Source organism: Acinetobacter sp. 102, assembly GCF_037028485.1.
In the GTDB taxonomy this organism is placed as follows: domain Bacteria; phylum Pseudomonadota; class Gammaproteobacteria; order Pseudomonadales; family Moraxellaceae; genus Acinetobacter; species Acinetobacter higginsii.
Window position 1 is genome coordinate 1 of sequence record NZ_JAZEZK010000014.1, and the last position, 12,631, is coordinate 12,631.

The following is a 12,631-nucleotide window of genomic DNA, read 5'->3' on the forward strand; positions in this document are numbered from 1 at the left end:
TTCTTGTACGCCACAATGTACCTCAGCCGAAATTTAATTGTAATTTTTTGTATTAAAAATGACTCGGAACTCAAACAATTTTTAGGCTATCTGCCTAATTTTTAAAAAATAATCTCAATTAGAATAAATATTTATTCTATTTTTATCAACAACTTAATGTGATACTTTTAAAACTGGTTAGCAGACTGGGATCACTGAAGGATACTAAAAGGCATCCTTCTTTTTTTCCCTAATAATTAATATTTACTGAATCTTAAAGACTTTAGTTTTAGAGATTCAGTTAGTAACACAACCTAAAACATTATTATTTTTCGATGGTTATTACTAATGAAACTACTAAGCAAATTTTTTAGTGTGTATTTGAACAATATAAATGTAAACAATAAATACTTTAATTTTAGAGATTTTAAGGAAAATAAAAAACCTTTGATTTAACAGAATAATTTTAAAAAAAACTTATCAGTATTTAGATCTGATCTAAACTTTCTGCGAGACAATAAAATATGTCAAAATCAAAAAAGGGGATTCAAAATTACCGTGTAGCTGTAAAAAATCTGCACTTAAAGTGTTATCCAAAATGTATGCATGCATATCAAATATGGATAGCTTTATTCCTCCAATTGAGTGATAAACAACAGAACTACCATCTTGATTTAGCTTTTAAACAGAATATCGACATTCCACTCATTACCACTAACACACTGGGTCACTATTTTTTTAGTAGTCATTTCAGCTGGATCTATGCCTATTTTTACAACAAGAATAAAAATGAATTTACGTTTAGAGCTTATGAGAAAAATAATTCCTACGAATTCACAATCCAGGCTTTAAGCGAAGTAATGGCCTTACTGTGTTCCGGATTACATCACTCAATTCATGGCTTAGATATCATCGCGCATTGGCTAAATGAACAATACTTAGCCGCACATCTTCAGGAAGTTTTCGGACAGGAAGTTTTAACTATCAATCATCTAAGAGAATTATCAGGGCTATCTAAATCCCAAAGTCCAGTAAGTTCTATTTCAAATTATGCTGGTCCACTTTCATTAGAAAAAATTCTGGCTGGAATATCATCATGAACGGATATAGTTACTTAGAAGATACTCAAGAATTAAAGCTTGAGCCATTTCGAGACTTCTATCAAGCACTGGCAGAAGCAAAGCTAGAAAGTTTTCAAAATTCAATCAAACTCAATGACTTCATTAAACCTACTGAAATTATTGAACTTAACAATATTATAAATCAAAAACTTATAGAAAAATCAATCAGTGAATATCCTCTGGTTCATTATCTTATTGCAGTCATTAATACCCCTTCAGCATATCAAGCTAATGCCCTGAAATGGGCCATTTTCAATACTAGATGTATTGAATTGCTTGATAGCAAAGAACATGCAGCCACCGTAGCAAATCTTTGTATGCGTTTTCGTTTAGCCTGCAGAAAAAGGGAATACCATTGGCTTTATAACTTCTTACCAGCTCTCCCGATGGAGTTGGAGGATCTACTTGAGTTTTTAAATAAAGCTGAAACAGAGAATAAAAATTTACTTGAACGTTCTACTCCAAAATTAACAGCAAAACAAATTGGACAATTGGCAAATATCCGCGTTATTTATACGTATGCGCATACGCAATCAGATCGGCAAAAAAGACACAGGCAAAATAATCCAAGCGCCCAGGAGCCTCCTCAAATCGATGTTAGGAAAACATCAAAAATAACTATCGATGATGAGCAAACACATCAGACTTATTTTGAACGCGGTATAGCAAAACAACCACGTGAGGATAAAACTATAGAAAAAGTTGAAGACCATAATTTTGAATTCAACCCACTAGAGCAATCTTCTATTACAGCTCAGATCAATAATCTCAAAAACAGAATTCTGCATCAAAACAAGAATGAATTAATGAGCAAGTCAAATCCTCATGTCTTCGATTTACCTACCGCACAGTACATTATGCAAATTTTATTAGAACGGGCAGAAAACTCTCCAATTCATGCATTGCTTTTATTCTCAGTACTTAGTTTCACGCATTATGAAGAGCTACTGGTATTCAGAACTCGTTTCTTTCTAAGCTCAAGAAGTAAAGAAATCCGTTTTAGTCATGAAAACTGTTTTTTCAAGCAAGGTATTGATAATTCGAAATTTAAAGATGCATTATTAAAAGAATATATGCTCAACATTGGTAATTCTTTTACCATCCCCTTACCCAAAGTTTATTTAGATCGAATCTTTCAGTTAAAAAATTGGGATAAAGCTGATATTGCTTCTGATGTACAAGATTATCTACGTAGAATCAGTGATGATCTTACTTTCCCTTTAACAACTCAAAATCTTCCTCGTTTAATCAGTGACATTACATTGAATGAACTAGGATATGAATTAGAAAGTAAATTATTCGCTGGAGAAAATGTTAATAACTACACTCCATGCCATTATTTCTCAACGAAAATTATTGATATCTTAGATATTTATATTCAAACACTTGATCTGGTTTGCCCTCAGCTTGACACTGGATATATTGAGGAATTTAAATCCCCTATTACGTTTGGCAGTCAGCAAGTACCGAATCTCCCATTCGTCCAGTCTTTTTTTTACCAGCTTGACCACAAAGTTAGGAATAATCTCAATCCCTTTCAGACTTTAAATCATTATTCGATGTGGCTTTGGCATATTTGCATGTTGACAACTTCAGCACGGCCGAGTGAGTCCTTCCCGCCCAGTCTAGATTATATTGACCTTGACAACAAATTGATGGCTGTTGCAGATAAAGAGCAGCGTTATTCAGGCACCATTGGACGCTATTTACCTTTTAATAATTTTCTTCGTGATGAAATACAGCATTACCTAAAGTATTTGAAATATTTTCTGCAGCTCGCAAAAGCCTATTTGACGCAAGAACAAGTACAAGCAATCCAAGAGGTCTTCGATGGTGAACGTCTCTTGCTCTTATTTTACGATTCGAAAGGATATGTCCGAAATCTGGAACTTTCTGATATTCAAAAATACTGTACCGAAATAGCATTACAGCGCAATTGGACCCGCCATTTCGCTCGCTATTTTTTTGCCCAATACTGCAATGAAGATCTAATAAATGGCATCTTTGGTCATGATGAAGCTATGCAGGAACTGTTTGACCGCTATTCAGGTTTTAAGACAATAGATTACGATCAGATTAGAGCAGCACAAGACAAGCTGGTCGAAATCTTAGCGCTTAAAAGCATGTCTACGTTTACAGGAATGACTATTGCATGAGCAAACATCCGCACTCGCTAAAACGATTAAAAAAGCAAAGAGAGAAAAAAAAGTTTTTTTTGCAATTATTTAGCGAAAAATTCACAGAACTCACACCCGAAAATTATCCAGAAATTTTTCGACAAGTTGACGATCGACTTTTAGAGCACTGTAAGTCAAATATCCGAAGCTACCAAATCGCACGTATAGAATTTGCTAAATATATCAAGCGCTTTAATCTTTCATCGAATCACCACTATCCGGTGCCTGCCGCCCCCGTGAGGTACGAAAGGTCTCTGCCACTACAAAATATTGAAACCTTAAAACATGGCAAAAAGGTGACTCAATTTGCCAAAAATTTGATTGCTCACTGGACAGAACATAATGACTTCAGTCCAACTCAATCCCTCGCTTTTTGTTTGATCAGTTCAATATTATTTAATGGCATTTATAACCATGCCGAATTGCAATTTTTTTTAAAAATTATTTTAAAAACAAAGAAATTTCAAAGTTTTTTAAACCTAAATCATATGGTAACACTCGAAATCCCGAACCGGAATTTCGGTAATCAGCGTATAAATGACCCTGATTTTTCAGTCAGCTATACAAAAACGTTTGTGCTACACGACATTGTGAAATGCTGGATCTACAGACTAAAACATCAAAAGTTTGATTTATTTTCGGATATTGAAGATGCAGAACATCTGATTAACGCTTGTATTATTGAATGCTTCCCCGAGGAAAAGCTACGTTGTAAAGACCTGTTAAAATACGGTTTTTACTATACACAGTTCCTGAAAAACAGCGGACTGGATCAAATGTCCATTTGTATCTTAAAAAATGAAATTTACAGTTCCAGTCCTCTCGAAAAACAATTAGAAGCTTATTTTGTTCAGTTTGAACAAAAGCACACCAATAACATTAAAGTTGAGAATACTTGTGAAAACCATCAGGCCCACTCTAGAGTCAATATCGCATCAGATATAGCAGAAACTCTTGTAGAAATACGTCAAGCCATTCGTGCAAAAAACTATAAAGATCAACTCATAGGGTTATATTCCAGAGAACTGTCTCCTGCCTTAGAGCGTTTGTTGCTGTGGAGCATTCTACGTTCAAAATTAACGGAACCTCAACTGGACCTTCTCAATCATATTATTCAGCAGCAGCAACGATTTAAGCGCAAGCTTATACGTGCAGATTTTCAGCCGCTCAAGCAAAGTTCTCTGAAGACCATGTTTTCACAGTTTGCAGTCCATTGGCTGCAGGCAACGCAAGACAAAGATATTTCATCATTTTCAAATGCTGATTTTGAAGATCTGTATGGAGAAATGCTTTTATTAAGGAAGGAAACAACTAGAGAGACTTTACAAAAACGTCTACAGGAGTTTCATCACAAACAGACATTATTTTTTAACGCGCCCACTGTGGATCTGGATAGTTTAATCCAAGTAAAAATCTGCAGAACCGCATTGATCTCGCCCCATATTTTTTACCGCATGCTAGAGCAGCTCGAAAATACTCAAGATATTTCAATTCAGGATAAAAATATATTTAAACTGATTTTTATTCTGGGGTTCAGAGTCGGACTACGGATCAATGAAACATTGAATATCTTCGTACGTGATCTATTTATTGGTGCAGATGCTGTGATACTCACCATTCGCAACAATCGCAATAAAAATCAAAAAAGCTACTCAGCTTACCGCAAGATTCCTTTACATCATCTACTTAAAGCCGATGAATTACATGCATTTAAAACATATAGTCAGAATAGAAAACGCCTGCTAAAAGAACAAAGAAAATCAGTTACTCAACCGCTATTTTTAAAACAGTCCCTAGAAGAAACTCACGAAAATGAAGTCAATGCTCTCTTGAAACAATTGATCCAGTCTGCTTCTGGAGAACACAGTTTTACTTACCATACTCTGCGTCATTCAGCATTTAATCATCTCTATCTGGTTTTAAAACACTCACCGCTTGCTGATGCATTTACAGACTATACGCCAAATGATCAACTACGCATCCGTTATGCATTGCTGCGAAACAAAAATACTCAGCAAACCTGGTATGCGCTTTCTCATTTTGCCGGGCACCTAACGCCTGAAACCACTTGTTCAAGCTATCTGCATTTAATGCATCTAGCAATTAGCTACCAGCTGAATCAAATGCACAGCCCGCTTCCTAAAGAAGCCTATTTTAATATTCTGAAACATGATGATTCTATTAAATATCCTGTTCAGCAGCGGGCGATCAAACAGTTTTTATTTGAGCAACTCACTAAAGACCGTTACAGGCAACATGATCATCAATTTCAACTAGGTCAACAGAAATCGCCTGATTCACTGATGCTAGGAGCTCATGACTCAGAGATGACTTTTGAATTATTGCATCACATTCTTGCAGTAGAAAAAGAACAAGACCTTATGTTACCTGAAGCCATTCCTTTGCAAATCGCGCAAAAATTACGTGCTAGAGCCCAGCATTTGAAAACCTCCTGTGTAAACCAAAAAAAATCATCGAGGTTATTTACCACAGATTTTTTAAGGAAAACTCCGAATGCATTGGTCACCATGTTGCCAACCAATCAGGAGGAAAAAAAGGTCATTCAACATGTTCAGGAGCGTTATGCAAATGTACAAAGTAAATACAAAAAACAGCTTCATACGATCTACTCAATTTATCTTGAAAAAGTTCAGCCCAATTCAGCCCAGTTAATTTTTGAACTCAATGAAAAACGGCAACTGAAGAAACTTCTTTCTTTTATTCATAGCCTATTTCCCAAAAAATATCTTCATTTAGAACTCTCTCAGCAGAGCAAGACAGAGCTCAAAAGCACATTACAGGATTTAGCATTACGGACAGAAAATTTTAGCCTGAATGAGGAGGAAGAGCGAATCAAGTTCTCTTTCAAGTATAAAGATGCAAAAGCACTTGGGGTATTCAAACTACTGATGTATCTCATGATAGTTTCTCATCTTTAATGCAAATTATTGGATAAGTTTGCCACGCATTCTTATTCGTGGTTTACCAGTCATTCCTGTAATGATTTAATATAGACTTCCAAGCGTGAGTGATTAAATTAATCATTTTAAAGAGCAATAACTGTTTGTCCCACTAGCCAAAAATGTCTGTCCAAGTTAGCACAAAATTTAATGATCATTTAAACAAGAATTTGCAGTATTGATTTACAATTTGAAGTGAATAAAAAAAGTATAAATTGCCGCAGTGGGATGAAATTGAAGCAATATTTTCAGAATATGATGAATAAATTGTGAATCGGTACTAAATTAAGGTATCAGGCAAGGCAAAGCGCTGCCCATCGACCTCATTGCTCCAAACCACTTGTACCAGATATTCCAGATTAACCTGATAGCAAATACCGGTTCCTCGCGACAACAGGCGAAACTGATTGAGCTTAAAGCAGGTTGTTAGGCTCTATTAGATTGTAAATGTCTAATTAGACTTCTTTAATCTAATAAGATCTAATCAGGCCAATTAAGCACCCTCCTTACCGATCAAATGGCTTATTTTATAAATCCATTATTTTGTGTTTTAATAGATATATATAGATATAAGACCCAATATTATGGATTTAAAATTCAAAAAACCTGAAGAGGTTGTTACTTTATTATGTGAAAGGCTTCGCAAAGAACGACTTTATCTAGAAATGACTCAGGCAGACGTCGCTACACGTGCTGGTATTAGTGTGAATACAGTATCTAATCTGGAAGCTGGTCGAAATGTTTCATTTGAAAATTTAGTACGCGTTGCCATGGTATTGGGCCGATTAAAAGAATTAGAGGAACTCTTCAAACCTCATTTAAACAGTGTAAATGACATTCTCCGCTATGAGAGCAATACGGCTCGCCAACGTATCAAAAGGAAATAAGTGCATGCTCAAAAAACTTAATGTTTACTACAATGGATGGGGTGAATATTGGCTTTGGGGTACACTGGTCTCCTCAACCGCAATCACAGGTCGGCCATTAATCGCCTTTGAATACAGTGCAGAAGCGATCAGTAAAGGTTTAGAACTTTCCTCTTACCTACTTCCATTAAAAGGTGACTCATTAAGAACGAACTTTCCTACACATCAAATGGGATTGCCAGGTCCTATATATGATGCCCTACCCGATGGTTGGGGCATGCTTCTTATGGATCGCTTATTTAAAAAAAATGGACTCAATCCAGCACGGATTGGGCCATTAGAACGACTCACGTATATTAATACACATGCAATGGGGGCATTATCCTTTGAACCTTCAGCACCTGAGTTAGCATTAACTGAAAATATTCCACTGATTAAACTCGCTCAAGAAGTTCAGGAAGTTCTCAAAGGAGAAGGTGCAGAATTTTTACAGCATTTATTAATTATGGGTGGATCTCCACAAGGTGCAAGGCCAAAAGCGCTCGTCTACCGTGATCCTGTCACCAACGAATTCTCAACAGTTAGCTCACATCAACATGAAGCATGGCTGATCAAATTTCCCGCTCAGCAAGAGCATCCTGAAGTTTGTGCAATTGAAGCTGTCTATGCAGAATGTTTGCGTCATTGTCATATTGACACCCCTGATACTCAATATTTTACTCTTCCGAATGGATTAACCGCATTTGCATCAAAAAGATTTGACCGCCATGAAGGTATGCGTATCCCTATGCAAAGTTTAGCTGCCTTCACCGGAGCTGATTTTAAATCACCAGGGAGTTTAGACTACAGTAACTTTCTTCGCGCTGCACACTTTTGCACCAATGATGTTCGCGAAAAAGCAATTGCATTCAAGCGAGCTGTTTTCAATGTAGTCTTCAATAATCGAGATGATCATTGCAAAAACTTTTCATTTCTGATGTCCCAAAATGGGCAATGGAAACTCTCCCCTGCCTATGATGTTACTTTCTGTGAAGGGCCAGGTGGATATCATCAAATGGATATCATGGGTGAGGCACTGGATATTCCTCGACAAGCTCTTGTAAAACTTGGTACTCAGGAAGCGGAACTTTCTGCCCAAGAAGTCGATGAAATTATTAGTTCGATTTGTAAGGTTGCAATCCGATTCAGCAATATCGCTCATGATCTATTACCTGGACAAATTCAAGCAGAAACTATCCAAATGATCCAAAATAGGATTGAGCATAATATTCATTTATTGAATTGAATATAAAACATTTTCATGAGGATTAAGAATCATTATATTAAATCATATAATATTGTTATTTCTCATGAAAATCAGTATCAAAAAATAGGTGACTTTTACAAACTAAAATGTCTAAAATAAAGTGACCAAAATACCCTTAAATGATCTAAATTACTAAAAATTTTACTCCACCAAAAAACACATACTATCAATTAAATCATATACTTATAATTAGCGTCATTTAATGGAATAAATCTCGGTGACCTTGCCAAGGTTGGGGTCGGGAGTTCGAGTCTCCTTTCCCGCTCCAGATTCAAAAAAGCCCTAGTCGAAAGATTAGGGCTTTTTTCTTGTGCTTTAGTTTAATCTATATTTTTAAATCACGGGTTTATTCGCCTCTACCCATGCTTTAAAGCCGCCCTCTAAATGCGCTACATTACGATATCCCAATGCCTGTAATGTCTTTACTGCCAACGCCGAACGTCCACCACCCGCACAATGTAGAATGGTTCTGGTATTCGGTTGTAATTCAGACTTATACAGTGGGCTACTCGGATCAGCAGCGAATTCTAAAGTGCCACGAGAGATATGCAACGCGCTTGGTATTGTTCCAGCAACACGCTCTTCTGCGTCTCGCACATCAACCAAAACTGCCTGTCCTGAGGCCAATTCTTGTTCAACTTGATCTGGGCTCAGATTTTCAATCTCCAATTTTGCCTGTTTAACCCATTCAGCAACGGTATTCATTCTGATCATCCTTTCTATGTTATGGACTCACTCGAAATACTAGCGCATTTCAATTTAAATAAGCCCCAATAAATACACTTTGCAACAAAGCTTAAAAATCAACCCGTTTCTGATACCTAAATATTTGATGCTCCACGTGGAACCTTTTAAAGCCTTCAAAGAAAAAGGTGCTTCTAATGATAAACAAGCACCTTTTCAGATTCATTTCTTATCCTTAAGACGGTTCTGTGACTTTGGCTTGCACACTGACTGCTTTTTTGCGCTCGGTTTGCATCCCCGCCAGCAGTCCATCCCGTGGCATAAAAGTGGTCGAGATAATCGCAATCACCGCCATACTGCCAATATAGATCATAATCAGATGTGGGCTGCCGCCACCGACACTGAGTAGCTTTGTCGCTATCAACGGCGCTAGTCCACCACCCAATACCCCCGCCAACTGCACCGAAATCGAGATACCGCTATAGCGAATTTCTGCGGGAAACTGACGGGCAAAAAGCTGTGCCTGTGGTGCATACATAATCGGGAAAACCACCCCGATCGCCAACACGATTGCAGTCCAGACCAACACAGGGTCTTTGGTATTGAGCATGCTAAAGAATGGATAGCTATACAACGCCAGTACACATAGGCCAAACATAAACATATTGCGCTGACCGACTTTATCGGACAAATGTCCACATAATGGGGTCATAAACATAATCACAATGGCCCCACAAATGGTGGCAAATAGGATCTCTTGTCTTGCAATCCCTAATTGCGTGGTGGTGTAGGCCAAAGTAAAGGTCGAGGCAATATAAAACCATGCATTTTCAGCTGCACGCGCCACAATAATGGTGATCAGTTGCTTCGGATGATTTTTAAAGACCTGTAAAGCAGGGACTTTAACTTCTTCCGCCTGCTGCTTCACTTTTTCAAAATCGGGAGACTCTGGCACTTTGACTCGAATGTACCAACCGACTGCCAGTAACACGATGCTGGCAAGAAACGGAATCCGCCAACCCCAACTAAACAAAGCCTGCTCAGGCAATAAAGACACCAATCCTAGTGCAATTGAGGCGAGCATTAACCCACCGCCAGTACTGGCTTGAGGCAGGCTGCCCCAAAAGCCCTTTTTACCTTCTGGCGCATGTTCAACCGCCATCAGCACTGCACCGCCCCACTCACCGCCCATGGCCATACCTTGGATAAATCTCAGGATCACCAAACAGATGGCGGCCCAATAACCAATCGACTCATAAGTGGGTAACAAACCAATCAGTACTGTTGGAATCCCCATCAACATCAAGGTGAGCAATAACATCGATTTTCGGCCAATCTTATCACCAAAATGCCCAAACACCAGACCACCCAATGGCCGCCCGATGAATCCCACTGCATAGGTGGCAAATGCCGCAAGTACACCCGTCAGCGGATCTAAATTGGGGAAAAATAATTTATTGAAAATTAAAGCTGCTGCTGCACCGTAAATAAAAAAGTCATACCACTCAATGGTAGTCCCAACCATACTGGAGATACCTGCCAATCGATGGGATGACTTTTTAGCAGATGAACCGTATCCATGTATTTTTTGCATCATTCTGTTCCTTTCTTGGATTTTCTTGTTTTATATTTTTTTGCTGATCATCAATCCTGACCATCAGCATGTCTGACGTTTTACTACTCCTTCTATGAGTCAATATGCATGATTGGATTTAGCTGAGTTTTTCCAGAATCTGTTCCAGCTCGGGGTTCCGTTGTTGCCATTGCGGCTGTTTGTCTTTGTCCACAATCAGAGCACGTACTCCTTCAATAAAATCACCGTGTTCAAACCAGATATCTTGTAGGTCTCGCTCCAGTTGCATACATTGTGGCAAGGAAAGACCACGGCCTAAATGTTGTAGTTTCAAACTGGTTTGTTTGGCAATGAATGAGCGTTGCTGCAAGATGCTGAGCATTTTTTCTGCCCAAGGCTGCAATTGCTCATCCTGCTCATTCGCGAGGCTTTGCTCGATTTCGTCCAAATGCTGAAAACCGAAATGTCTGCGAATACCATCTGCCAACTGTTTCAGTTCACTTTCAGCAGGTCGGGTAATAAAGCACGCAACAATATGCTCAATATTCTGTTTGCTTAAATTCGGCTCATTGATCAATGCCTCTTGCAAAGCATCCAACTTGTCACTGGGTACGTGATAGTCGATCAAGTCTAAATAAAGGGCATCACTACTACTGATCTGCTCGCCCGTAATGGCCAGATAAACGCCGATATCATCCAGTCGAGACAGGAAATGGGTCGCACCGACATCAGGGAAAAAGCCAATCGCTGTTTCAGGCATGGCAAATCGAGATTTTTCACTGCTCACCACAATATGACACGCTTGTGCTAGCCCAAAACCACCACCGAGCACATAACCATCAAGCATCACAACAACAGGCTTTGCATAGTCACGCAGCAGGTTCAGCATTTTATATTCGGCACTAAAATAACCTTTATAATCAGCCGTATCATTTTTATAGCTATCATATAGATAGCGAATATCCCCACCTGCACAGAAGGCTTTAGGGCTATTCGATTTAATCAAAACAGCTTGAATCGCTGCATCATACCGCCACAGTTCCAGTTGGCTACAGATGCCCTCAATCATCTCTAGTGACAAGGCATTTAAATGTTTGACCCGATCTAAGCTAATCAGACCAAGACCACCTTTTTGCTCAATCATTAACTGATTTTCGATATTCATTGTTGTTGATCTCTTATCGGTTTTTAAATTTCGCCTGACGTTTTTCCACAAAAGCCTGCATGCCTTCTTTCTGATCCGATGTGGCAAAAATGGAGTGGAACATCCGTCTTTCAAAACGTAAGCCTTCGGTCAGATTGACTTCAAAGGCGCGATTAATGGTTTCTTTCAGCATCATGTTGGCCGTTAAAGAGCGCGCAGCAATGTTTTCTGCGGCTTGCAGGGTTTGTTCAAGCAATTCTTCCTTACTAAACACACGTGCCACCAACCCGCTTTGTTCAGCTTCGACTGCGCCCATTTGCCGTGCGGTAAAGCACATTTCCATGGCTTTGGCTTTGCCAATCGCATGGGTTAAACGTTGTGTACCGCCAATCCCTGGAATCACGCCCAAAGTGACCTCAGGCAGACCAAACTTGGCATTGTCTGCACAATAGATAAAGTCACACATCAGGGCCAACTCACAACCACCACCCAAAGCATAGCCACTGACCGCAGCAATCAACGGTTTACGGCGTTGCGCGATACGATCGGCAAGATGGAAAAAATCATCAAAATAAATATCGGGAAAGTTCAGATCCGCCATTTCCTTAATATCGGCACCTGCGGCAAAGGCCTTTTCTGAGCCTGCCAACACCATGCAGCCAATCTCACGATCTTTTTCTAATTCATCTAAAGCCTGATTCACTTCGCTAATTAATTCACTATTCAGCGCATTCAAGGCTTGTGGACGATTCAGCGTAATCAACCCTACGCCATTACGTTTTTCCAATAAAATGGTTTGCCACTGCATCACGGATTCCTTG

The 12,631-nt window shown here is 38.8% G+C and carries 9 protein-coding genes and 1 pseudogene; 5 read left to right on the forward strand and 5 right to left on the reverse strand.

The window, feature by feature from the left end; translation table 11 throughout:
• Positions 1 to 581 precede the first annotated feature (581 nt).
• From WA352_RS14335 to WA352_RS14345, 3 genes are read left to right on the forward strand one after another with little or no spacing between them, the layout of a single operon-like run.
• On the forward strand, positions 582 to 1,079 hold the full coding sequence (locus WA352_RS14335) for a hypothetical protein (protein WP_000543471.1): 498 nt from the start codon (positions 582 to 584) through the stop codon (positions 1,077 to 1,079).
• Entirely contained in the window at positions 1,076 to 3,256 is a 2,181-nt protein-coding gene (locus WA352_RS14340) for a hypothetical protein (protein ID WP_001014911.1), read from the forward strand. Before WA352_RS14335 ends, WA352_RS14340 begins: the two co-directional genes overlap by 4 nt.
• Complete coding sequence (locus WA352_RS14345) at positions 3,253 to 6,216, forward strand: site-specific integrase (RefSeq protein ID WP_000033773.1); 2,964 nt, start codon at positions 3,253 to 3,255, stop codon at positions 6,214 to 6,216. The genes WA352_RS14340 and WA352_RS14345 overlap by 4 nt, the downstream gene beginning before the upstream one ends.
• 304 nt (positions 6,217 to 6,520) lie before the next feature.
• Here the strand turns inward: WA352_RS14345 and WA352_RS21855 are convergent.
• Positions 6,521 to 6,625 (reverse strand): annotated as a pseudogene (locus WA352_RS21855) (hypothetical protein); the annotation flags it as partial.
• A 196-nt stretch (positions 6,626 to 6,821) separates the two neighbouring features.
• Between WA352_RS21855 and WA352_RS14350 the strand changes: the two are divergent.
• Together WA352_RS14350 and WA352_RS14355 are read left to right on the forward strand one after the other, a co-directional pair.
• The gene (locus WA352_RS14350; RefSeq protein WP_000364388.1) at positions 6,822 to 7,124 is read left to right on the forward strand and encodes a helix-turn-helix transcriptional regulator; all 303 of its coding nucleotides are present in this window, start codon (positions 6,822 to 6,824) and stop codon (positions 7,122 to 7,124) included.
• Between the two features lie 4 nt (positions 7,125 to 7,128).
• On the forward strand, positions 7,129 to 8,388 hold the full coding sequence (locus WA352_RS14355) for a type II toxin-antitoxin system HipA family toxin (protein ID WP_000914409.1): 1,260 nt from the start codon (positions 7,129 to 7,131) through the stop codon (positions 8,386 to 8,388).
• A 354-nt stretch (positions 8,389 to 8,742) separates the two neighbouring features.
• Here the strand turns inward: WA352_RS14355 and WA352_RS14360 are convergent, their stop codons facing one another.
• The 4 genes from WA352_RS14360 to WA352_RS14375 all read right to left on the reverse strand — a co-directional run bounded on the left by WA352_RS14360 (position 8,743) and on the right by WA352_RS14375 (position 12,618).
• On the reverse strand, positions 8,743 to 9,114 hold the full coding sequence (locus WA352_RS14360; RefSeq protein ID WP_005319779.1) for a rhodanese-like domain-containing protein: 372 nt from the start codon (positions 9,112 to 9,114) through the stop codon (positions 8,743 to 8,745).
• Between the two features lie 214 nt (positions 9,115 to 9,328).
• The gene (locus WA352_RS14365) at positions 9,329 to 10,687 is read right to left on the reverse strand and encodes an MFS transporter (protein ID WP_005319781.1); all 1,359 of its coding nucleotides are present in this window, start codon (positions 10,685 to 10,687) and stop codon (positions 9,329 to 9,331) included.
• A 118-nt stretch (positions 10,688 to 10,805) separates the two neighbouring features.
• On the reverse strand, positions 10,806 to 11,831 hold the full coding sequence (locus WA352_RS14370) for an enoyl-CoA hydratase/isomerase family protein (RefSeq protein ID WP_005319783.1): 1,026 nt from the start codon (positions 11,829 to 11,831) through the stop codon (positions 10,806 to 10,808).
• Positions 11,832 to 11,844: 13 nt separating this feature from the next.
• Entirely contained in the window at positions 11,845 to 12,618 is a 774-nt protein-coding gene (locus WA352_RS14375) for an enoyl-CoA hydratase (RefSeq protein ID WP_005319785.1), read from the reverse strand.
• Positions 12,619 to 12,631: the final 13 nt, after the last annotated feature.